Here is a 21,532-nt window from a genome sequence, read left to right on the forward strand (position 1 = left end):
GTGGGAGCTGGCTTGCCTGCGATAGCTATTTATCAGTTAGCCCATCTTTGGCTGATACACCGCTATCGCAGGCAAGCCAGCTCCCACAGTTTTAATCGGTGTTTAGTTGGGTAATTGCGTGGACCAGCGCGTTGATGTCCGCCGCCGACGTCACCAGCCCCGGCGTCACCCGAATGCAGGTACCAAACGCCGCCCCCGTGCGTGTAGTGGTGAACAGACCATGCTCCTTGAGCAACCGGTCCACCATCACCTGCTGATCCCGTCCGATGAACTTGAAGGCCGTAATGCCGCAGTACAGTCGCGGATCATCCGGAGTCAGCACTTCAATCCCCGCCAACGGCCGCACCTGGTTCACCCACAGGTTGCGCAGGTAATTGACGCGTGCGCCCTTAGCGGCGGCGCCACCCAATTGTCGATGCTCTTCAAACACCAGGGGTAAGGTCATCAGCGCGGGGAAGTTCGGCGTGCTGTAGGACGTACGCGCTCGCACATCCGTGGCCGGGTAGTGGAACTCACCCATGTCCGGGTCGATATCCGCCAGGCGCTCGGGTGCGATGTACAAAAAGCCCAGGGTCAGCGGTGCACCGATCCATTTGTGCAGGTTGAAGCCTGCGAACTGAATGCCCAGTTCGGCCAGGTTGAATTCGATCTGGCCCAAGGCGTGAGCGCCGTCGAGGATCACGTCGATTGCGCGTTCGCGCGCGGCCTTGGCAATGGCCGCAACCGGCATGACCAGGCCGGTGCGATGGGTTACATGGGTCAAGGCCATGAGCTTCAGGCGCGGGTACTGTGCGAAGGCGTCGTGGTAAGTCTGCACCAGGCTGTCGAAAGTGGCCGGGTGGGTGTGGGCCACCTCTATCACTTCCACGCCGCGATTCGCTGCCAACCAGCGCATGGCGCCTTTGACCGTGTCGTACTCCAGATCGCTGACCAGCACCTGGTCGCCCGGTTGCAGGCGGTTGTAGTTGCGGATCAGCGACTGCAAGGCTTCGGTGGCGTTACGGGTGAAAGCGACCGACTCCGGGTCGACATCAATCAACCCGGCCAACTGGCGGCGTATCTTGTTGTTTTCACCCTGCTCAAAGCGCTGGCGCACATGCACCGCGTTGCTGCGGTTGATAAAGCTGATGTGCTCAAGGTATTGGGCCTGCACCGCGCGGCTCATGCGCCCGAAGTAGCCGTTTTCCAGGTTGATCGGGCCGGGCTCACACTCATAGCGCTGAGCGATGGCCTGCCAGTGCGCTTCGTTATCGGCATTCCTTGGCATGGTGAATCTCTTTAGTGGCGGGGGGCGGGTTTACCGTGTTTGGCGCGCAGCGGTTCGAGCAATTCGGACAGGCCGTTGTGGTCGATTTCCTGCATCAAGGCCAGCAAACCGCCCAGTTCCCCGTGGGGGAAACCTTCACGGGCGAACCAATTAAGGTAGGGCCCAGGCAGGTCGGCAATGATCCGGCCTTTGTATTTGCCGAAAGGCATTTGGCGGGTGATCAGCAGTTCGAGTTTTTCGGGATTCATGAGCGTCGCAGGGTTGAGGCCAGGCTTTCGAAAATACAGGCATTCTGCATGAAGGCCAAATGACAGATCATGCAAATAACCAAGATACAGATGGTTCAATAATTCGTAACTTGTTGAAATTAAACATAAAAATAATTTTTGAAAACCTGGCACGGGCGCTGCAATAACCAACGCAACCTTCTAACCCGTACAAGGAATTGAAAAATGACTGATATCAACAAAGAATCGATCTCCGTACTCAACGACCTGATCGAGACCAGCATCGACGGCCAAAAGGGTTTCAAGGAATGCGCTGAAGACATCAAGCATCCAGAACTCAAGGCACTGTTTGCCAAGCGTGCCGTTGATTGCGGTACCGCTGCCGAAGAACTGAAAACTGCCGTGCGTGCCTTGGGTGGCGATCCTGAAGATTCCGGCAGCATGGCCGGCGCCCTGCACCGTGGCTGGGTCGACGTGAAGTCGATGGTCACTGGCAAGGACGAAGAGGCGGTATTGAACGAAGCCGAGCGCGGTGAAGACCACGCACTGAAGGCTTACAAGGAAGCGATCGAGAAGATCAACAAGCACAACCTGGTGGGCATTCGTGACTTGGTTGAGCGTCAGTACCACGGTGTACAGCGCAACCACGACCAGGTAAAAGCCCTGCGTAACCAGGCTCGCGCTCAGTCGTAAGCTCTACGCTGGACCTAATGTGGGAGCGGGCTTGCTCGCGAAAGCGGTGGATCAGTCACTGTTGTATTGACTGACACACCGCATTCGCGAGCAAGCCCGCTCCCACATTTGTTTAATGCACAGGCTGGAATTCAGATCAGCCGATGCTGATCGGCGGCAATTCGGTCAGGGTCACGACTTGCTGCTTACGTGGCGCCAGAATCTCTGCCTCGCCATCTACCACCAACTCATCGCGCTGGTTGAACACCCGAGTGGCAATGCGCACGCGAAACTTCGGCAGTTTCTCGAGGATTTCCAAGCGCACGGTCAGGGTGTCGCCGATCTTCACCGGCTTCTGAAAGGTCATCTGCTGGCCGATGTAAATCGTGCCCGGCCCAGGCAGCTCGCAGGCCACCGCCGCGCTGATCAGTGCACCGCTGAACATGCCGTGGGCAATCCGCTCCTTGAACATGGTCGCCTTGGCGTATTCGGCGTCCAGGTGCACCGGGTTGTGGTCACCCGACATGGCGGCGAACAGCTGGATATCGCGCTCTTCGACGGTTTTGCTGAAGCTGGCAGTCTGGCCCACTTCAAGCGCTTCGTACGGGGTGTTGGTTACCTGGGTCATCTCAAGGTGCATCCTGTGGCTTAACGGTAATTAATCGGCTGATTTTAAAGCAAAAACTATTCGCAGCGGGCGGGCCTGCGCAACGCCAGCGCCTGGTCGAGCCAGGCCAGCAGGTCGGCGGTGACTTCATCCCGGTTGGTTTCGTTGAACACTTCATGGCGCGCCTGCGGGTAGAGCGTCAATTGTACGTGCTGGCAGCCAGCTTCACGCAGGGCGTGGGCCAGGTTCTTGAGACGCTTGCCTTCACTCACCGGATCACAATCGCCGCCCATCACCAGGATCGGCAGGCCAGGATCGATCTGCGCCAGGTTGGAGACTTTGCTGATTTGCTGCAAGCCGCCCAGCAGGTCGATCCACAGTTGATTGGTGCAACGAAAGCCACAGAGTGGGTCGTTGATGTACTTGTCCACTTCAACCGGGTCGCGGCTGAGCCAGTCAAAGGCGGTGCGATTGGGTTTGAAGGCTTTGTTGAATGAGCCGAACGACAGGAAGTCGATCAACGCACTGCGCCCTCGCAGGCCTTGGCGCGCTCGCTCGATGCGCGCAATGATTTGCGCTGCACGGTAGAGGGCCACCGGTTGGAAATTCGAGCCGCTGAGTATTGCGCCATGCAAGCTGGCGCTGTGATGCAGCAAGTACGCCTGGGAGATATAGCTGCCCATGCTGTGGCCCAGCAGGATGATCCGCAGCCCGGGATGCTGTTGGCCAATGTGCTGATTGAGGCTGGCCAGGTCGCCCACTACTTTGTTCCAGCCATCCGACTCAGCATACAGCCCAACGGTGCCGGCCTCTGCGGTACGGCCATGCCCACGCTGGTCCAGTGCATACACACCCAGGCCTGCCGCACACAATGCTTGCGCCAGGCGTGCATAGCGGCCGCCGTGCTCGGCCATGCCATGGGAGAGCATCACCACGGCTCTGGGCGGGATGTCGGGTATCCATTGATTGACGTACAGACGGGTGTGGTCGTTCGCGGTCAGCCAGAAGGTGCTGTGGTTCATGGCGGCTTCCTTTGCTCAGGGTGGTTGCATTGTATAGCTCATCCGGCATGGGGCGGGGTATCTGCCTACGCCTTAGGTGCAAGATTCATACAATCAATGACACAGTTCAGCGTCTTGCCTGTTTGGCCATAGCTGCTAACTTCCCCAAAGCTCCGCTTCTTATTGCTGCACATCTGCATGGCAGCGGCCGGACACACTCAGGTATAGAGGACAAGAATAATGCAACCTGATTTCTGGAATGACAAACGCGCGGCGGGCGTCCCCAATGCCATCGACCTCAGCGCCTACAAGTCGGTGATCGAGGTCTTCGAGCGTTCCTGCAAGACCTTCGCCGACCGTCCGGCATTCAGCAGCATGGGCATTACCCTCACCTACGCCGAGCTTGAACGCCAGAGTGCGGCGTTTGCCGGTTACCTGCAGCAGCACACCGACCTCAAGCCCGGCGAGCGCATCGCGGTGCAGTTGCCCAACGTGCTGCATTACCCGGTGGCGGTGTTCGGCGCACTGCGCGCCGGGCTGATCGTGGTCAACACCAACCCGCTGTATACCCCGCGCGAGATGCGCCACCAGTTCAAGGACGCCGGTGTGCGCGCGCTGGTCTATCTCAACCTGTTCGGTTCGCGGGTGCAGGAGGTGTGCACCGATACCGAGATCGACTACCTGATCGAAGCCAGGATGGGCGATTTCATGCCCGCCGCCAAAGGCTGGCTGGTCAACACCGTGGTCGACAAGGTGAAGAAGATGGTTCCGGCCTACCACCTGCCGCGGGCAGTGTCGTTCAAGCGCGCCCTGCGCATGGGCGCGGGCCTTGGGGTGACGCGCCACCCGGTGACCCTGGACGATATCGCCGTGCTGCAATACACCGGCGGCACCACCGGCCTGGCCAAGGGCGCGATGCTCACCCACGGCAACCTGGTGGCGAATATGCAGCAGGTGCGGGCGTGCATGTCGCAACTGGGCGACGACGGCCATCCGCTGATCAAGGAAGGGCAGGAGGTGATGATTGCACCGCTGCCGCTGTACCACATCTATGCATTCACGGCCAATTGCATGTGCATGATGGTCTCCGGCAACCACAACGTGCTGATCACCAACCCACGGGACATCGGCGGGTTTATCAAGGAACTCAAGCAGTGGCAGTTCTCCGGCCTGTTGGGGCTGAACACACTGTTTGTGGCGCTGATGGACCACCCGGATTTCAAGACCCTGGATTTCTCCCACCTGAAAATCACCAACTCCGGCGGCACTGCCCTGGTCAAGGCCACGGCGGAACGCTGGAAGGCATTGACCGGCTGCGCCATCGGCGAAGGCTATGGCCTTACCGAAACCTCACCAGTGGCCAGCACCAACCCCTACGGCGGGCTGTCGCGACTGGGTACCGTGGGCATCCCGGTGCCGGGTACGGCGATGAAAGTCGTGGATGACCTGGGGCAAGAACTGCCGTTGGGCGAGCGTGGCGAGTTGTGCATCCAGGGCCCGCAAGTGATGAAGGGCTACTGGCAGCAACCGGCCGCCACCGCCGAAACCCTGGACGCCGATGGCTGGTTGAAGACCGGTGACATTGCGGTGATCGACACCGATGGCTACATCAGCATTGTGGATCGCAAGAAGGATTTGATCATCGTCTCGGGTTTCAACGTGTACCCCAACGAAATCGAAGACGTGATCATGGCCCACCCGGCCGTGGCCAACTGCGCCGTGATCGGCGTGCCGGACGAGCGCACAGGGGAGGCGGTGAAGCTGTTCGTGGTGGCACGGGCCCAGGGGGTGAGCCTTGAGGAACTGAAGGCGTACTGCAAGGCCAACTTCACCGGGTACAAGGTGCCCAAGCATATTGTGTTGAGGGAGTCGTTGCCGATGACACCGGTGGGGAAAATTCTGCGCCGGGAGCTGCGCGACATCGCTTGAATTGAAACCGGGTGCAAAAAATGTGGGAGCTGGCTTGCCTGCGAAGGCGGCCTAACAGTTAACACAGTTGGACCGGGTACATATCCGTTATTTAGGTAACGGCCACTTAGGGTTCCGCCCGGCGGGTCACTTTGGAAAAGCCGGAATGCCGGCCCAGCCCAAAGTAACCAAAGGGCTCTTGCCCCACCACTCGGCACCTCGTCTGGGCTCGGTGTGCCCGTAATCCGCCAGTGATTTGGGGGGCCGCCGCCACGCGCCATCCATGGCGCGGGCGGCTAAACCGGCATCCCTGCCGGTTTACCCCCCAAATCACTGTCGAATTCCGGCCAGCGTGGTTTGACGGGGCGCCTAAGATCACAAGCAGATCAAGATCAAGAGCGGCTCGCTTCGCATCGTGGTTACCGTTGGCTGCTCCAGCCTACAAAGTTATGTAGATACCTATGCTGCGATACCAGTGTTTCAGTCACGTGTTGAATTGACTGAGCCACCGCTATCGCAGGCAAGCCAGCTCCCACATTGTCATTCTGCACCCTTGAGAGCTTGTTCTAGAGCCATTTCTGGCGTTATAGAATTTTTGCTCTAAAAGTGACCATTGGATATTCTTGAGTCATGTTTATGACTGTAGGGGCCTCTTTTGGCTCTAGGCGGCCCTTGGCAAAGCTGCTACTCTCGGCGCGCTTTGTGACTTCTAGGCCTGCTTGAAAGCGCCAGACTCACCTAAAAACATACACCAATAATAATCGCATCAAATGCGATGATGAATTCGCGTCGCTGAGGAGTGGGCTTCCATGAATGAAGACTTTTGGAAGGATAAGTACCCCGCCGGGATTGCTGCACAGATCAATCCAGACGAGTATCCGAATATTCAGGCGGTACTGAAGCAGTCCTGCCAGCGCTTCGCCAACAAACCGGCTTTCAGCAACCTGGGCAAGACCATCACCTACGGTGAACTGTACGAATTGTCCGGCGCATTCGCCGCCTATCTGCAACAGCATACCGACTTGAAGCCTGGCGATCGAATCGCCGTGCAACTGCCCAACGTTCTGCAATACCCGGTCGCGGTATTCGGTGCGATCCGCGCCGGCCTGATCGTGGTCAACACCAACCCGCTGTACACCGCGCGGGAAATGGAACACCAATTCAATGATTCGGGGGCCAAGGCCCTGGTTTGCCTGGCCAACATGGCGCACCTGGCTGAAAAAGTCGTGCCCAAGACCGGCGTCAAGCATGTGATCGTCACCGAAGTTGCCGACCTGCTCTCACCGTTCAAGCGCGTGCTGATCAACAGCGTGATCAAGTACGTGAAGAAAATGGTCCCGGCCTATCACTTGCCCCAGGCCATCAAGTTCAACGACGTACTCGCCAAGGGCCATGGCCAGCCGGTCAACGATGCCAGCCCGGCCAGCGGCGATGTGGCCGTGTTGCAATACACCGGCGGTACCACCGGCGTGGCCAAGGGCGCGATGCTGACCCACCGCAACCTCGTCGCCAACATGCTGCAATGCAAGGCGCTGATGGGCTCCAACCTCAACGAAGGCTGCGAGATCCTGATCACGCCGCTGCCGCTGTACCACATCTATGCCTTCACCTTTCATTGCATGGCGATGATGCTGATCGGCAACCACAACATCCTGATCAGCAACCCGCGCGACCTGCCGGCGATGGTCAAGGAACTGTCGAAGTGGAAGTTCAGCGGCTTCGTCGGCCTCAACACCCTGTTCGTGGCACTGTGCAACAACGAAGGTTTCCGCAAGCTGGACTTCTCTGCGCTGAAGGTCACCCTGTCGGGCGGCATGGCGTTGCAACTGGCGGCGGCGGAGCGTTGGAAGGCGGTGACCGGCTGCGCGATCTGCGAAGGCTACGGCATGACCGAAACCAGCCCGGTGGCCACGGTCAACCCGATCCAGCACATCCAGATCGGCACCATTGGCATTCCGGTGCCTTCCACCGCGTGTAAAGTCATCGCCGACGACGGCACCGAGCTTGCACTGGGTGAAACCGGCGAGCTGTGTGTGAAAGGTCCGCAAGTGATGAAGGGCTACTGGCAGCGCCAGGACGCCACCGACGAGATGCTCGACAGCGAAGGCTGGCTGAAGACCGGCGACATCGCGATCATCCAGCCAGACGGCTACATGCGTATCGTCGACCGCAAGAAGGACATGATTCTGGTCTCCGGCTTCAACGTCTACCCCAATGAACTGGAAGACGTGCTGGCGGGCCTGCCGGGCGTGCTCCAGTGTGCGGCCATCGGCGTACCGGATGAAAAATCCGGTGAGCACATCAAGCTGTTCATCGTGGTCAAGCCAGGGGCTACGCTCACCAAGGACCAGGTGATGGAACACATGCGCGCTAACGTCACCGGCTACAAGGTGCCCAAGGCCGTGGAGTTCCGTGATGCGTTGCCGACCACCAACGTGGGCAAGATCTTGCGGCGTGAATTGCGTGATGAAGAGCTTAAGAAGCTAGGCCTCAAAAAGTAACCCATAAAAAACCCCGCTGATGCGGGGTTTTTTATGTAGGAGCGAGCTTGCTCGCGAAAAACGTCAACGGTAACGCGTGCTTGCTGGATAAACGCGGTGCCTGTGAGTTTTTCGCGAGCAAGCTCGCTCCTACAAAGAGCCTGTCAGGGCAGCCCGCACGGTTTTTACAGGGCGAACTGCGCGAAGCTCACACCCGCACCGGCGGGGCGCACATCTTTCAAGAACGAGTCCTTATCCGCGCTTAGCTCCAGGGTAATCTCCGGCTTGCGCTTGCCCGCATTGCGCACCACCAGCCCTTCGAGTTTTTCACGCAGGAACACGGTCGGCACCTTCAGGTGCAGCAACTGGTCGGTGTCGGCGTTGTGCATCAACAGGTGGACCCACTCGTACTGGCCCACGGCAATGCGCCCCACCGGCAGGTCGAACCACCAGATGTTGCGTTTGCGGTCCAGGTCGGTGAAGTGGCAGTTGTTGACGCCGAGTACGGCACCGCCCAGTTCCTGGTTTCTGCGGGCAATGGCCTGTGCTTTATTGAGTTTCATAACCTTCCTACGGGATCTGTTATTCAGCGTTGCAGCCTGAATGTGCCGGGCATTCTCATGGGTTGGCTGCAAAACATAAAGCCAAACCTGCCGCATTCGATGAAATGCTTGCGCAAAAATAATTGAAACTCTGCCGTTGCGCTTCAGGTCAACCGCTACGTAGTGACCAAAAACCATTTGATTGTTATCAGGAGTAATACCATGAGCAGCACTTCCGATAAGGTAAAGGGCTTGGCGAACGAAGCTGTGGGTAACATCAAGCAAGGCGTCGGTAAAGTCACAGACAACGACAAACTGCGTGCTGAAGGCGTGATCCAAGAGAAAAAAGGCGAAGCGCAGCAAGCAGTGGGCAAGACCAAGGACGCAGTGAAAAAAGCCACTGAGTAACACGTCCTGGCGGGCAGCCCCCAGCAGCCCGACGGCCATCCACGGATGGCCGTTTTTGTATCTGAGCGTGCAACTAAACTTTCGAAATTGTTTCAAAGTCGCCAAATGGGCTACTTTGATGTAGAAAACGGCCCCTGAGTCGCCCACGAACTCAACCTCTTTGCGGCGAAAGGAGACGCTATGCTTTTTCCGGTACTCGATGGTCTCAAGCTGCACAAGGTGCTGGTACGCACCATCAAGGAATTCGTCGATGACGAGATGCCTACCTACGCCTCGGCACTGGCCTACCAGATGCTGTTCTCGTTGTTTCCGTTCCTGCTGTTCCTCATTGCCCTGATCGGCTTCCTGCACCTGCCGGACTTCTTCAGTTGGCTGCGCCTGCAATCGGAGCTGGTGTTGCCTCCCCAGGCGCTGGAACAGGTCAACCCGGTGATCGACCAGTTGCAGCAGTCCAAGGGTGGCTTGCTCTCGGTGGGTATCGTCATCGCGCTGTGGACGGCCTCTGCGGGCGTGCGCCTGATGATGAGCGCCATGAACGCCGCCTACGACGTGGTTGAAGGGCGGCCGATCTGGAAGCGTTTTCCGCTGTCGATCTTCTACACCGTGGGCATCGCCGGCATGCTGCTGGCCGCCGCCGCGCTGATGGTGCTGGGCCCGCAGGTGATGGAGTGGCTGGCCGGGCAGATCGGCATGCAGGAGTTCGTGGTCACGCTGTGGACCATCCTGCGCTGGCCGCTGATTGTGATCTTGTTGATGTTCGCCGTGGCCCTCATGTACTACGTGATGCCGGACGTGGAGCAGGAATTTCGCTTTATCACCCCAGGCTCCGTCTTGGCCGTGGTGGTATGGATCGTCGCCTCCCTGGGCTTTGGCTACTACGTCAAAACCTTCGCGGACTACAACGCCATGTATGGCAGCATCGGCGCGATCATTGTCTTGCTCCTGTATTTCTACATCTCTGCCGCCGTACTGTTGCTGGGCGCAGAGATGAACGCCGTGATCGAACACATGTCTGCCGAGGGCAAGGACCCTGGTGAGAAGGAAATAGGCGAGCCGGGCCACACCGATGAAAAACAACACGTCTCTGGCCTAGGCCGGGACCACTCCAAGCCCATGACCGAGCCTGAGCAATGATCCGTGAAATCCTGAAAATGGGCGACGAGCGCCTGCTGCGTATCGCCCCGCCGGTGCCGCCGGAAATGTTCGACAGCCCTGAGTTGTGGCAACTGATCGACGATATGTTCCAGACCATGGAGCACGTGGGCGGCGTTGGCCTGGCCGCGCCGCAGATTGGCGTGGACCTGCAACTGGTGATCTTCGGTTTCGAGGCCAGCGAACGCTACCCGGACGCGCCACCGGTGCCGCAGACCATCCTGATCAACCCGCTGATCACACCGCTCAGCCCGGTACTGGAAGAGGGCTATGAAGGTTGCCTGTCGGTGCCCGGCCTGCGCGGCGCCGTGAACCGTTACCAGCAGATCCGCTACGAAGGGTTCGACCCCAAAGGCGAGCCGATCGTACGCTTTGCCGACGGCTTCCATGCGCGGGTGGTGCAGCATGAGTGCGACCATTTGATCGGCCGGCTGTACCCGTCGCGGATCACCGACTTCAGCAAATTCGGGTTTATTGAAGTGATGTTCCCGGAGCTGGACCCAACGGCTGACGAATAACGTTACTGGCACACCTACAGTTCAACTGTGGGAGCTGGCTTGCCTGCGATGGCGGTGTATCAGCTACAAATAAGGTGGCTGGCCCACCGCTATCGCAGGCAAGCCAGCTCCCACATGGGTCAGCGTTTATCCAGGGCATTGAGCCCCATCGCAATCATCGGTTTATTACGCTTGTAGCGCACCAGCCGTTCACTCAGTGATTGCGGCAAAACCGTGTCTTGGCTGAACCCCATCCCCTGATACAACCCTTCCAGGTCCGGATGGCACAGCAACCAAACCGTCCCCTCACAACTCGCCACGGCCTCGCCAATCAATCGCGCTGCCAGCCCCTGGCCACGATAAGCCGGCGCTACAAACACCCCCGTAAGCCACTGGCCACCCACGACCGGGCTCATGCACGCACCGGCCACAATCTCGCTGTCGCGCGCCACCCACAATTGCCCGTCCTTGAGTGCCTTCATCGACGAGTCATGGCTGCGGTAAAACTTATTCAGTAAGGGCCATAGCGGCGGCGCCAGCCGTTCGATGTGCATGTCAAAACCACTCAGAGGGCGAGGCGCGCATTGTAGCCTCTGCGGGACTTGCATATGGTTATATAAAAATACGCTTTAAGTATTATTAAAGCATAAGCCGCCTTGTTAGGATCGCTTCACCGGAACACCGGACATACCCCGCAACCTATTAAGAAGGAGCCACTATGTCCGGCGCCGCTTGCACCGCCCCCTCAACTCCCGTGCTCACGCCGAAGACATCGCCTGTTACCGGCCCTGAAATCCATGCACCTCCCGCCCTGGCTGTGCCCACTCTGACCCTGTTGTGAATCGAACCACCAAGAGGCAACTTATGAAAGCAATCAAACACCTGCTGGGCAGCGCGCTGCTGGCATTGGCGATACTGGCGCAACCCACCTCGGCGGCCGAACCTTCCACGCTGCGCATCGGCTACCAGAAAAGCTCGGTCAGCATGGTGCTCGCCCGTGAGCACAAACTTTTTGAAGCGGCGCTGCCCGGCACCCAGGTGCAGTGGACCGAATTTCTCGGCGGCCCGCCACTGATCGAAGCGCTCAACGCCGGCAGCCTGGACATTGGCAACATTGGCGATATCCCGCCGATCTTCGCCCAGGCGGCCGGGATCGACTTGCAATACTTCGCCGTCGAGCCTAACGAGGGCAAGACCGAAGCGGTGCTGGTGCCCAAGGCCAGTAGCGTGCAGACCGTGGCTGAACTCAAGGGCAAGCGCGTGGCGTTGCTCAAGGGTTCCAGTGCACACAACTTGTTCCTCAAGAGCCTGCTGCGCGCCGGGTTGCAGTGGAAGGATGTGAACGTGGTGTACCTGTCGCCTTCCGACGGCCGAGCCGCATTCGAACAAGGCAAGGTGGATGCCTGGGTAGTGTGGGACCCGTACTACTCGGCCGCCGTGATCGACGGTTCGGCACGCGTGCTAGGGGATGGGCAAGGGTTGAACCCTGCGGGCAGTTTCTTCGTGGTCAACCACCCGTTTGCCAAGCAGCACCCCGAGGCCATCGCCACGATTATCCAGACACTAGGCAAGGCCCAGCGCCTATCGCTTGACCAGCCCGACGCGAGCATCGCGCTGATGGCCGGCACTTTGGGGCTGCAACCGGCGGTGGTCAAAAGCTACTTCGAACATCGCTCGCCTGAGCCGATCCGCCCTTTGGAGGCCATCGACATCGCCAACCAGCAACGCACCGCTGACCTGTTTTTTGCCAACGGCCTGATCCCGAAAAAAGTCGATGTGCAGCAGGCTGTCTTTAAGCCCCTTGGTCATCCCTGAGCAGCAATGCTGGCGGATTAGTGGCCTTGCAGAGTGCCAAGGCCTGTCTATGCTCACCCAGAACCGTTAACGACGCTTGGCCGATAAAGCGTTTCCAATGGTTATTTCCCCATGCAGGTGTACCAGAAATATCCAACGTATGAATGGAATGCGCCCTCCAGGCGCCGGGAATCTAGGGTGATCTGACCATGTTCAACCGCCAGCACAAATCCGACCTGCAAGAAATCCAGCGTTTTTCCTGTGCTCTCACCGAAGCCAACGCCAAGCTTGCCGCCATCAGCCGCTCCATGGCGATGATCGAGTTCGACCGCACGGGAGTGATCCTGAATGCCAACGAACGTTTTTGCCAAACCATGGGCTACGGCGTCGGGGAGATCCGTGGCAAACATCACCGTCTGTTTTGCGAGGAGGCGTATACCCACACCGATGCCTACCACCAGTTGTGGCGCGATCTGACGCGAGGCGAGGCGCTCAGCGGCACCTTCATGCGCCTTAACAAGCGCGGTGAGCAAGTGTGGCTGGAAGCCAGCTACTTGCCAGTGCTGGACAGCGACCATCAGGTACGCAGTGTGATCAAGGTGGCGGCGGATATTTCCGCACGGGTCCATCACGAACACGAAAACCAAAGTCTGATCGACGCCATCAGTCGTTCCATGGCGGTGATCGAATTCACGCCACAGGGCCAGATCCTCAATGCCAACGACAACTTCTTGCGCACGGTGCAGTACACGCGCGAAGAAATCATCGGCCAGCATCACAGCATGTTTTGCCACCGCAGCGAAGTGGAGTCCCCGGCGTATAAGGCGTTTTGGGCTTCACTCAATCGCGGTGAGTTTCACTCCCACCGCTTCGAACGTAAAAACAAATACGGCAAGACCCTGTTTCTGGAAGCCTCTTACAACCCCATCTTCGATACGCATGGGCGCTTGTACAAAGTGGTGAAGTTCGCCAGCGATATCACCGAGCAAGTCAGCACCCTGCGCACGGCCGCCGACTCGGCCCACGCCACTTCGGTACAGAACGATGCCTGCGCCCGCAAGGGCTCGCAGGTGGTGCAGCAAACGGTGCAGATCATTGAAGCCATGTCCCACGACCTTAACCAGGCGGCGCAGAGCATCGATGCGGTGAGCAAGCAGTCGGACATCATCGGTGCCATCGTGCAAACCATCCGCAGCATTGCCGAACAAACCAACATGCTGGCCCTGAATGCGGCAATTGAAGCCGCGCGCGCGGGCGAGCACGGGCGTGGGTTTGCGGTGGTGGCCGATGAAGTGCGCAGCCTCGCCGCACGCACCAGCCAGGCCACCGTTGAGATCGTGGACGTGGTACGCAAGAACCACGACCTGTCGTTGAGCGCAGTGTCGAGCATGCAGTCGAGTTTGAGCCGCACGGGCCTGGGCGTGGAGTTGGCGAACGAGGCGGGGCAGGTGATCCTCGAGATCCAGGAAGGGTCACGGCATGTGGTGGATGCGATCAGTCAGTTCAATTCGACGTTGCAATTGCAATAACTGAACACTGAGCTGATCCCATGTAAAAAAAGGTCCAAGTGTGGGAGCGGGCTTGCTCTGCTGTGTGGCTCAGATCGCGGCCAAGGTTTCCTTCACTGTTTGGGCTGGCGAAGCAGTGGCCTTCGCCGCTATCTGCTGCTGTTGCTGCTCCTTCAAGCGCTCGGCCACTTGTTTGGCGATGGCGTCTTGTTTTTCCTGGGGCAGCGCCTGCACTTGCTCTTCGGTCAGCCCTTGTTCCTTGAGCAACTGTTCACGAATACGTTCGGCCGGGGATTTGCTCATGTATTCGGTGAACTCGGCACGCGCCCCGTTAGTCGTGGCCTGTAACTGCACGCGAGTCTTGGCGAAAGCTTCGTCGATGCGATCGCTGGCTTTGTCCAATTCCTTCTGCGCAGCGGGCACCGTGACGCTGTGTTGCGCAGCCTGCAGGGCGCCGCTGTACAGCGCACTGGCGGCGGCGTTGGCGGGGTCCATGTCGGGTCGCGTGATCTGTTGCACGTTCGACGCCGCTTGAGAGTTGTTAACCAGCATGATCGGTCACCTATGAAAACAGACGGTGCGACAGCTGGAGCAAATACTGTGCCGGGTGCCGGACCCCAGTGTTTACTGGGGCGGGAGTCGTCGGCGCGGCAAGCCTTCTCCATGTGCGGCCAACCGTTGCCGTCAGTGAGCGATGTTCTCCAGCGCCAGGTTGCGCGTGCGTGGCCCGAACCAACTGATGGTAATCATCACGATCAACATGCTGCTGGCGATAAATGCCAACACACCCGGCGTGCCCAGGTGTTCGAGGATAAAACCGATCAACAAACTGCTGAACACCGTGGATAAACGGCTGAACGAATAACAGAACCCCACCGCCCGTGCACGGATATTGGTGGGGAACAATTCGCTCTGGTAGGAGTGATAACTGAAGCTCAGCCAGGCGTTGCAGAAGGTGATCATCACCCCGCAGAAAATCAGCCCTAACGCGGTGGTTTGCAGGGCAAACAGGCTGCCGAAGATCACTGCCCCCATGGCCGAGCCGACAATCTGCCATTTGTTTTCAAAGCGGTTGGCCACCTTGACGAACAACAGCGGGCCCAGCGGATAGGCGAGGGTGATGATGAAGGCATAGAGCAGGCTGTGGGTCACGCTGACGCCCTGGCCCGAGAGCAAGGCCGGCAGCCAGTTGCCAAAGCCGAAGAAGCCGATGGCCTGGAATACATGAAACACGATCAGCATCAAGGCGCGGCGACGGTAGGGCGGCTGCCAGATATCGGCGAAACGGCCACTGCCCTGCACGCTGATCGCTTCGGGCTCCGGCTCGTCCAGCGGCTTGCCGTGATCCTTTTGGCAGCGTGCCTCCAGGTTGTTCAGGATCGTGTCGGCCTCTTCGAAGCGGCCCTGTTGTGCAAGCCAGCGCGGTGACTCCGGCAGGCGCTTGCGCAGTTGCCAGATAAACAGCGCAAACACCGCACTTGAGAGCACCACCCAGCGCCAGCCCGCGATACCGAACGGCGCCTGTGGCACCAGCCACCACGACATCAAGGCCACGGCCGGCACCGACAGAAACTGTATAAAAAACGCAAAGGCAAACGCCGAACTGCGCATGCGCTTGGGCACCAGTTCCGAAAGGTAGGCGTCGATGGTCACCAGTTCGATACCCAGGCCAATGCCCACCAGAAAGCGCATGCAAATGATGCCCACGGCCGAGGTTTGAATGCCCATCAACACGGTGGCCACGGTGTACCAGACCAACGCAAAGGTGAAAATCGCGCGGCGCCCGAAGCGGTCGGCGATGGGGCTGAGCAGGCTGGCCCCGAAGAACAGGCCCAGGAATGTGGCCGAGGCGAAAGCGGCCTGGTCCGAGAAGCCGAACACACCTTCGCTGCCGGTATGAAAAATCCCGTCGCTGATCAGGCCAGGGCTGATATAGGCGGTTTGGAACAGGTCATACAGCTCGAAAAAACCGCCGATGGAGAGCAATGCCACCAAGCGCCAAATAGTGGCGACGGCGGGCAGGCGGTCGATGCGGGCGCTGATGTGGGCGGCTCGGTGGGGGGCGGCTCCGTCTGGGGGCGAGGCAGTCAGTGCGAACATGGGCAGCTTCCTGGAGGTGGTGACCTGGAAGCTTAGCGTGCTAACGGAAGTCAGTGATTGCGAACATTAAGGGGGTTGCCATCTGATTCGCTGATTTATTGCACAAATGCTTGGTTCCCGAGTCGATATGGCTGCGGTGTGGGGTAATACTCTAGGCTGATGATGCCTGCGGTGAAGCTGAAGGTGAGCGTCTCGTCAGGTGTTTTAATCTCGGTTTCGAAGTTGAACGTGGCGTATATCTGCTGGTTTGCGAGCTGGGTGACTGAGAGGATGCCGCTGTGCGCGTGGTGGGTGTATTCGCCCCAGGGTGCAGGCACAGAAAGGTCGACCTTGAGATGGGGAGGGTCACCGATCTCGTATGTGCGCAGTTGGAGATCGTCGGGTAGATGAAAATAAAGCAATAGGTATCGCTGGTTTGGGCCAAAACGCATTCCTGCCAGAATATCGGGCCCTAGACTGTGGGCATACTCGGAACTGAAATCGTTGGGGTAGCACGGGTTATGGGGGGCTACGGCGATTGTCGCGCACACTTTGCTGGTGAGGGACGAGCCTCGTTTGGTAGACATGATGCATGTCCTTTCAACAGGAAGATGCAGGCATCTAACGACGTGCCAGGGGTGTTGGCTACTGTCAACTCTGACAGGTGCGCTGCTCTATCCGACCGACGGGCACCTCAATGTTGCCTTGAGAAACGGCCTGCAGATTTATTCATGGGCTCCAGCGAGCGGTACGTGGAGCCCTTTCACGTTACCGTCTTTATGCTCAGTTGTGCCCGTCAAGGGCGAAAACCTTGAAGCCGGCATGCTGGCTGAGTCGCTGATAATAGGCAGCAATGGCGGGGTAGGGCGGACGCTCCATGGGGGTCACCTGCCAGCGGTGCACGGAGAGACCGATCAATATATCGGCGAGGGTGAACTCATCGCCGGCTACGTAAGCGCAGGTCTTGGACAACTGTTGTTCGAGAATGCCCATCTTGTTGTTCCACAGCTGCACAGCGGCGGCAATCTGCGTCGTGTCCAGGCCATCGGGATTGTTACGCACCAGCGCGGTGAAGGCGTCGCCCCAGGCACGGTTGAGTTCGACGGCTTGCCAGTCTATCCATTGCTCGACGCGAGCCCGTGGAGCCGGCTCGATGGGTAGAAGGTCATGGCGCTGATAGAGGCCGACTAGGTAGCGGCAAATGGTATTGGACTCCCACAGCACGCCATGGTCGTCGATCAGCACCGGTACCTGGGCGTTGGGGTTCAAGGCGAGGAAATCGGGGGATTGAGTGGGCTTGAAGCCTGTGCCCCAGTCTTCGCGCACATAATCGATGCCCAGTTCCTGGCAGGTCCACAGTACTTTGCGCACGTTGATGGAGGAGGTACGACCCAAGATTTTCAGTGAATGGCCCATGGTGCTTCCCTGGCATCTAAGAGAATGACCAATCTAGCAGGGGCCGGGCATGGCGGCGAGGGCGTGAAGCGGGCACGGTCGAAAATGTGGGAGCTGGCTTGCCTGGGATAGCGTTGTGTCAGTCAATGAGGGTGTTGCCTGATACACCGCTATCGCAGCATAGGTATCTACACAACTTTGGTGCGACGCTGGACCTGTGGCGAGGGAGCTTGCTCCCGTGACGACCGGATAGCCGACGCCTATCTATCTGACACCCCACGATCCAATTGTGGGAGCTGGCTTGCCTGCGAAGGCGGCCTAACAGTCAACACAGTTGGACCGGGTACATATCCATTATTTAGGCAACGGCCACTTAGGGTTCCGCCCTGACGGCGGCTCACTTTTGAAAAGCGCAAAAGTAAGCAAAACGCTCATGCCCCACCACTCGGCACCTCGCTTAGGCTCGGTGTGCCCGTAATTCGCCAGTGATTTGGGGGGCCGCCGCCACGCGCCATCCATGGCGCGGGGCGGCTAAACCGGCATCCCTGCCGGTTTACCCCCCAAATCCCTGTCGAATTCCGGCCAGCGTGGTTTAACGGGGCGCCTAAGATCAAAAGCAGATCAAGATCAAGAGCGGCTCGCTTCGCATCGTGGTTACCGTTGGCTGCTACAGCCCAAAAGTTGTGTAGATACCTATGGCTATCGCAGGCAAGCCAGCTCCCACAGGGATTCAGCAGCGTGGTGTGTGTTGGTCCATGGCCTTGCCCACCAGCAATACGCTCAGCTCGCTCAATTGATGAATGGCCAGGGCTACATCGCGGTGTTTGCCAGTGAGGTCATCGGATAGGTCGAGCAGGAGGGTGCTGACGGAGCAGACGGTTTCGTAGCTGTTGGTCAGTAAAGATTCGAGGGAAGTATCAGGGATGACGGTGAAAAGCGTATGCGTGGGATGGATGCTTTGCATTGTTGAAATACCTGTTTTGGGCTGACACCTCATCGCTACTAAACGAGGGGTGGCAGCTGTACGCAGGTTAGTAGACCGGTATCCCACACAAACCCGGCGCACCCGAAGGCGCCCTGCGCACAGCCACCATCAAGCATCGATAGGCTCATGCATCTTGTGTGAGGAAGCTCAGGCTACTAAACCCGATCACCGAGAAATTCAGCGACCGTCAAACCTTAGAGACCGCCACCGAGGCGCACAAGCCGGCGGATTCTGACGTAAGCGTAGGCAGCGGAGCAAGGCGCTTGCTGCAATGTCAGGCACTTCCTACAGGCGTCCCACAGCGCTCTGACTGCTCTTACACGATTACGTAGGAACTCTGAGTATCAGGTGGGCAGACGACAGGGGCAATTTACCAGACGTTTGGGAGCTGTAGCGAGGTTGGGCAGAGATCAGAAAAGGCAAGCACTTGCCTGACCAGGCGCAGTGCTGCCTTCAGGTGGATGGTTGTGTGACCGGTTATTCAGGAGCATTGAAATTATTGATGTAGTACACGCCACGTTCGACGGTAATAATATCGTTTGGGTCGTCGGCGTTGGCGGCTACGAAGGCAAATTTTGCATCAAGGATATTGTTTTCGTTGTTGACGATTTCAAATGTCCCCGAGGTGGCCGGATATTGATACGAACCCCCATTAGGATTAGGTACGTTATAAATAACTTGAACATTCCCCTCCTCTTCTGAGTAAGGAAGTTCATAGGTGCCTACTGCGAAGTTCTTATCTATTTCAAATGCAATAAAATGGCTGTCCTGTATGAACGCCAGTGTGGTGTTTTTTGTGCCAGGGAAGGTATTCAAGTGGAGAATGTTGTGAGAATCAAAGCTCTGGTTAGCCTCTTTTAGAAAGCCAGTGATTTTGTTGGGCGAATTCATGATGAGTCTCCTTGAGAATTAATGAGCATGCCGGGGGCTGCGCCTAATATTTAGGCCGCGTACACAGTTCGCGTCTACTGTCATTTATGACAGTTTTCTGCGTCGGCCGATGAGTGGTTGCGTACATTGACAACCGCCTGTTGAAAGGGAAATGGCGATTTCAGGTGGTTCAGTTAAAGATTGATTGACTGACCCACCGCCTTCGCGAGCAAGCCCGCTCCCACAGGGGATCTGTGCCAGGCGCTGATTCTGCGGGCACCACATTGATTGCGTTCGGCTCGACGCTCAGGTGCTCTCGCGCACCTGCAGCTCAAACCCCATATCCACCACCGGTTTGGCCACCTTGTTGCCCGCCATGATCGTCAGCAGATGCTCCGCCGCTCGGCGCCCGATGGCTTCCCGTGGCGTGCTGATGCTACTCAGGCGCGGCACCATGAATGACGAGGCGGGGAGGTCGTTGAAGCCCAGCACGGCTACACGTTCCGGCACCTTGATGCCGTGGCGCAGGGCTTCGAGCAGGGCGCCCTGGGCCAGGTCGTCGTTGCCGAAGAAGATCGCGTCCACATCCGGGTGGGCGGCCAGCAGTTGCAAAAACAGTTCGCCACCCAGGCCCACGGAAGACGGGCGTGGTGTCAGCAGCTCCAGCGCCGGGTCGTACATGCCTGCTTGCTGCAAGGCGCGGCGGAAGCCTTCGCCACGCAGCAAAGTACGTTGGTCCAGTTGTGCGCCGATATAGGCCAGGCGCTTGCGCCCCCGGGACAGCAAGTGCGCGGCCGCGGTCTCGCCGGCGGCCAGTTGCGAGAAGCCCACGCAGTTCACCCCAGCATTGGGGTCCAGATCCATCATGTACACGCAGGGCACGTTGCTGGCCTCGACCATTCGTCGCGCGCTTTCGGTGCGGTCAAAGCCGGTCAGCAACAACCCCCGTGGCTGGTAGGCCATGTAGTTGCGCAGCAGGTCTTCTTCTTCATCGCGCGAATAATGGGAGTTGCCGATCAGGACTTCAAAGCCCTTGGGCCGCAGTACCTGATGGATAGCTTCCAGGGTTTCGATAAACAGCAGGTTGGACAGTGACGGCACCAGCACCACCACCGAATGGCTCTGCGCCGAGGCCAGGGCGCGGGCGGCGGGGTTGACCACGTAGCTCAGTTCGGCGGCGGCCTGTTGCACTTTTTCCACCAGTTCGGTGGCCACCGTGCTGATGCCGCGCAGGGCGCGGGAGGCGGTGATCGGGCTGACGCCAGCAAGGCGCGCCACTTCATTGAGGGTAGGGCGGCCCGTTGTGCGGGTATTTTTATCGTTCTTGGAGGTCATCAGGCGGCTTGCCAAACAAAAATCGAGGCACTAAGGTAGCGCTGTCTCCAAAGGGCTGCAAATTATTGAACCTAGGGTTGCCTGATCCGGTTCGAATGATTGGAGCGGATGCACGCGTCACTCCATAAAAATGACAAGTCGGCGCGGGAAAAGCCTGTTTTTGCACTAGCCTTACGCTATGCAAAGGTAGCGCTATCTGCGTCCTGAGGTGTTTCATGAGTCAACCTGTTACCGCCCTGGTCATCATGGGTGTTTCCGGCTGTGGCAAGTCCAGCGTCAGCCAAGCCCTGTGCGCCCTCAACGGCGCCACTGCCATTGAAGGCGACAGCTTTCACCCTGCCGCGAACATCGAAAAGATGAGCGCCGGCCACCCCCTCAACGACGACGACCGCGCCGGCTGGCTCGACATCCTGTGCGATGAACTGCGCCGCGCGTTGAAAGCCGGCGAGCATCCCGTACTGACCTGTTCGGCCCTGAAGAAAAAATACCGTGACCACCTGCGCGAAGCCGCGCCGGGCCTGGGTTTTGTCTTCCTGGAGCTGACCCGCGAAGTCGCTGCCGACCGCGTGTCTCACCGCCCCGGCCATTTCATGCCGGCCAGCCTGATCGACAGCCAGTTCGCCACCCTTGAATCGCCCAAGGGCGAGCCGCTGACCCTGGCGCTCAACGCCAGTGAAGACAGCGTGAAGGAGCTGGCCGAGCAGACCAATATCTGGTGGCGCAAGCACGGCTTTGAACCTACTCATTAATTTTTTGCCGGAAAAGATAGCGCTATCCCCGGCAGGAAGTTCAACACCCGCTTTAA

21 protein-coding genes and 2 pseudogenes are annotated in these 21,532 nt (G+C 58.5%); 10 read left to right on the top strand and 13 right to left on the bottom strand.

Annotated elements, in window-relative coordinates; translation table 11 throughout:
* Nucleotides 1–91: 91 nt before the first annotated feature.
* Both PSH76_RS04900 and PSH76_RS04905 read right to left on the bottom strand, forming a co-directional pair.
* Nucleotides 92–1,267, bottom strand: a complete 1,176-nt coding sequence (locus tag PSH76_RS04900) for an aminotransferase class V-fold PLP-dependent enzyme (protein ID WP_305493666.1) — start codon at nucleotides 1,265–1,267, stop codon at nucleotides 92–94.
* 11 nt (nucleotides 1,268–1,278) lie between these two features.
* Nucleotides 1,279–1,515, bottom strand: a complete 237-nt coding sequence (locus PSH76_RS04905) for a DUF3820 family protein (protein ID WP_008056784.1) — start codon at nucleotides 1,513–1,515, stop codon at nucleotides 1,279–1,281.
* A 204-nt stretch (nucleotides 1,516–1,719) separates the two neighbouring features.
* Between PSH76_RS04905 and PSH76_RS04910 the strand changes: the two genes are divergently transcribed.
* On the top strand, nucleotides 1,720–2,187 hold the full coding sequence (locus PSH76_RS04910; RefSeq protein WP_020303130.1) for a PA2169 family four-helix-bundle protein: 468 nt from the start codon (nucleotides 1,720–1,722) through the stop codon (nucleotides 2,185–2,187).
* Between the two features lie 136 nt (nucleotides 2,188–2,323).
* On the opposite strand, the gene PSH76_RS04915 is transcribed toward PSH76_RS04910, so the two are convergent.
* Together PSH76_RS04915 and PSH76_RS04920 are read right to left on the bottom strand one after the other, a co-directional pair.
* Entirely contained in the window at nucleotides 2,324–2,794 is a 471-nt protein-coding gene (locus PSH76_RS04915) for a MaoC family dehydratase (protein ID WP_003193747.1), read from the bottom strand.
* 56 nt (nucleotides 2,795–2,850) lie between these two features.
* Nucleotides 2,851–3,795, bottom strand: coding sequence for an alpha/beta hydrolase (locus PSH76_RS04920; RefSeq protein WP_305493667.1), 945 nt, complete (start codon nucleotides 3,793–3,795; stop codon nucleotides 2,851–2,853).
* A 219-nt stretch (nucleotides 3,796–4,014) separates the two neighbouring features.
* On the opposite strand from PSH76_RS04920, the gene fadD2 reads away from it, so the two are divergent.
* Both fadD2 and fadD1 read left to right on the top strand, forming a co-directional pair.
* Nucleotides 4,015–5,703, top strand: a complete 1,689-nt coding sequence (fadD2, locus tag PSH76_RS04925) for a long-chain-fatty-acid--CoA ligase FadD2 (RefSeq protein WP_032895579.1) — start codon at nucleotides 4,015–4,017, stop codon at nucleotides 5,701–5,703.
* A gap of 788 nt (nucleotides 5,704–6,491) precedes the next feature.
* Nucleotides 6,492–8,183 carry a long-chain-fatty-acid--CoA ligase FadD1 gene (gene fadD1, locus PSH76_RS04930; RefSeq protein WP_305493668.1) on the top strand — a complete coding sequence of 564 codons (1,692 nt, stop codon included), beginning with the start codon at nucleotides 6,492–6,494 and terminating at the stop codon, nucleotides 8,181–8,183.
* A 164-nt stretch (nucleotides 8,184–8,347) separates the two neighbouring features.
* Here fadD1 and PSH76_RS04935 read toward each other — a convergent pair whose 3' ends face one another.
* Complete coding sequence (locus PSH76_RS04935) at nucleotides 8,348–8,725, bottom strand: hypothetical protein (RefSeq protein WP_098950536.1); 378 nt, start codon at nucleotides 8,723–8,725, stop codon at nucleotides 8,348–8,350.
* Between the two features lie 201 nt (nucleotides 8,726–8,926).
* Here PSH76_RS04935 and PSH76_RS04940 point away from each other — a divergent pair, with 201 nt between their 5' ends.
* The 3 genes from PSH76_RS04940 (at nucleotide 8,927) to def (ending at nucleotide 10,782) form a co-directional block, all read left to right on the top strand.
* Nucleotides 8,927–9,112 carry a CsbD family protein gene (locus PSH76_RS04940; protein WP_003193737.1) on the top strand — a complete coding sequence of 62 codons (186 nt, stop codon included), beginning with the start codon at nucleotides 8,927–8,929 and terminating at the stop codon, nucleotides 9,110–9,112.
* A gap of 180 nt (nucleotides 9,113–9,292) precedes the next feature.
* A complete protein-coding gene (locus PSH76_RS04945; protein WP_032895581.1) occupies nucleotides 9,293–10,246 on the top strand; it encodes a YihY/virulence factor BrkB family protein in 954 nt (317 codons plus the stop codon).
* Nucleotides 10,243–10,782 (top strand): peptide deformylase, encoded by a 540-nt coding sequence (gene def / locus PSH76_RS04950; protein WP_003193731.1) that lies wholly within the window; start codon nucleotides 10,243–10,245, stop codon nucleotides 10,780–10,782. Before PSH76_RS04945 ends, def begins: the two co-directional genes overlap by 4 nt.
* A gap of 119 nt (nucleotides 10,783–10,901) precedes the next feature.
* Here the strand turns inward: def and PSH76_RS04955 are convergent, their stop codons facing one another.
* Complete coding sequence (locus PSH76_RS04955) at nucleotides 10,902–11,315, bottom strand: GNAT family N-acetyltransferase (protein ID WP_305493669.1); 414 nt, start codon at nucleotides 11,313–11,315, stop codon at nucleotides 10,902–10,904.
* A gap of 310 nt (nucleotides 11,316–11,625) precedes the next feature.
* Here PSH76_RS04955 and PSH76_RS04960 point away from each other — a divergent pair, with 310 nt between their 5' ends.
* The 3 genes and pseudogenes from PSH76_RS04960 to PSH76_RS30710 form a co-directional block, all read left to right on the top strand.
* The gene (locus PSH76_RS04960) at nucleotides 11,626–12,576 is read left to right on the top strand and encodes an aliphatic sulfonate ABC transporter substrate-binding protein (RefSeq protein WP_098950538.1); all 951 of its coding nucleotides are present in this window, start codon (nucleotides 11,626–11,628) and stop codon (nucleotides 12,574–12,576) included.
* Nucleotides 12,577–12,869: 293 nt separating this feature from the next.
* Nucleotides 12,870–13,490, top strand: a pseudogene (locus PSH76_RS30705) (PAS domain-containing protein); the annotation flags it as partial.
* 198 nt (nucleotides 13,491–13,688) lie between these two features.
* Nucleotides 13,689–14,084, top strand: a pseudogene (locus PSH76_RS30710) (methyl-accepting chemotaxis protein); the annotation flags it as partial.
* Between the two features lie 69 nt (nucleotides 14,085–14,153).
* Here PSH76_RS30710 and PSH76_RS04970 read toward each other — a convergent pair.
* From PSH76_RS04970 to PSH76_RS05000, 7 genes are all read right to left on the bottom strand, one after another.
* Entirely contained in the window at nucleotides 14,154–14,615 is a 462-nt protein-coding gene (locus tag PSH76_RS04970) for a hypothetical protein (RefSeq protein WP_305493671.1), read from the bottom strand.
* 132 nt (nucleotides 14,616–14,747) lie between these two features.
* Complete coding sequence (locus tag PSH76_RS04975) at nucleotides 14,748–16,163, bottom strand: MFS transporter (RefSeq protein WP_305493672.1); 1,416 nt, start codon at nucleotides 16,161–16,163, stop codon at nucleotides 14,748–14,750.
* 95 nt (nucleotides 16,164–16,258) lie between these two features.
* A complete protein-coding gene (locus PSH76_RS04980; protein ID WP_032895587.1) occupies nucleotides 16,259–16,729 on the bottom strand; it encodes a hypothetical protein in 471 nt (156 codons plus the stop codon).
* 196 nt (nucleotides 16,730–16,925) lie between these two features.
* A complete protein-coding gene (locus PSH76_RS04985; protein ID WP_032895588.1) occupies nucleotides 16,926–17,558 on the bottom strand; it encodes a glutathione S-transferase family protein in 633 nt (210 codons plus the stop codon).
* A gap of 709 nt (nucleotides 17,559–18,267) precedes the next feature.
* Nucleotides 18,268–18,501, bottom strand: a complete 234-nt coding sequence (locus tag PSH76_RS04990) for a DUF6124 family protein (RefSeq protein WP_032895589.1) — start codon at nucleotides 18,499–18,501, stop codon at nucleotides 18,268–18,270.
* Between the two features lie 498 nt (nucleotides 18,502–18,999).
* On the bottom strand, nucleotides 19,000–19,413 hold the full coding sequence (locus tag PSH76_RS04995; RefSeq protein WP_278916367.1) for a hypothetical protein: 414 nt from the start codon (nucleotides 19,411–19,413) through the stop codon (nucleotides 19,000–19,002).
* A gap of 285 nt (nucleotides 19,414–19,698) precedes the next feature.
* A complete protein-coding gene (locus PSH76_RS05000) occupies nucleotides 19,699–20,730 on the bottom strand; it encodes a LacI family DNA-binding transcriptional regulator (protein WP_161793224.1) in 1,032 nt (343 codons plus the stop codon).
* 212 nt (nucleotides 20,731–20,942) lie between these two features.
* On the opposite strand from PSH76_RS05000, the gene PSH76_RS05005 reads away from it, so the two are divergent.
* Nucleotides 20,943–21,476, top strand: a complete 534-nt coding sequence (locus PSH76_RS05005) for a gluconokinase (protein WP_098950545.1) — start codon at nucleotides 20,943–20,945, stop codon at nucleotides 21,474–21,476.
* The last annotated feature ends 56 nt before the right edge of the window (nucleotides 21,477–21,532 follow it).

The sequence above is a fragment of the Pseudomonas sp. FP215 genome (assembly GCF_030687795.1).
In the GTDB taxonomy this organism is placed as follows: Bacteria; Pseudomonadota; Gammaproteobacteria; order Pseudomonadales; family Pseudomonadaceae; genus Aquipseudomonas; species Aquipseudomonas salmasensis.